Source organism: Nonomuraea sp. MG754425 (genome assembly GCF_021699195.1).
In the GTDB taxonomy this organism is placed as follows: Bacteria; Actinomycetota; Actinomycetes; order Streptosporangiales; family Streptosporangiaceae; genus Nonomuraea.
This window is the reverse complement of record NZ_SSXE01000567.1, coordinates 1-311: the sequence shown is the minus strand read 5'-3', so window position 1 is coordinate 311 and position 311 is coordinate 1. Positions and strand designations below refer to the sequence as shown.

General features: G+C 65.6%; 1 pseudogene. It reads right to left on the bottom strand.

Features of this window, described 5'->3' with window-relative positions:
• Nucleotides 1-311: pseudogene (locus tag FAF44_RS56645) on the bottom strand (hypothetical protein); the annotation flags it as partial.

Genomic DNA, 311 nt, shown 5'->3' with positions numbered 1-311 from the left:
GGAACTTCCCATCCCGATCTCGGATCAGAAAGCGCGGCCGGCAGTCCGCATCGTGCAGATCCATCACGAGATTCCTGATCGCCTGGATGACCCAGCTCGTGCTCGGGTGCGCGGTGGTGCCGAGCACACGGACGCGCCTGGTGGCGTGCTCGATGACGGCCAGGATGTACTGGCGCTGCCCGTTCAAGGTGATGGTCTCGATGAAATCGGCGGCCAGCAGGGCATCGGCTTGCGAGCGCAGGAAGTCGGCCCAGGTGGTGGAGGCCCGCTCGGGCGCCGGATCGAGACCTTCCTGCTTGAGGATCTCCCAC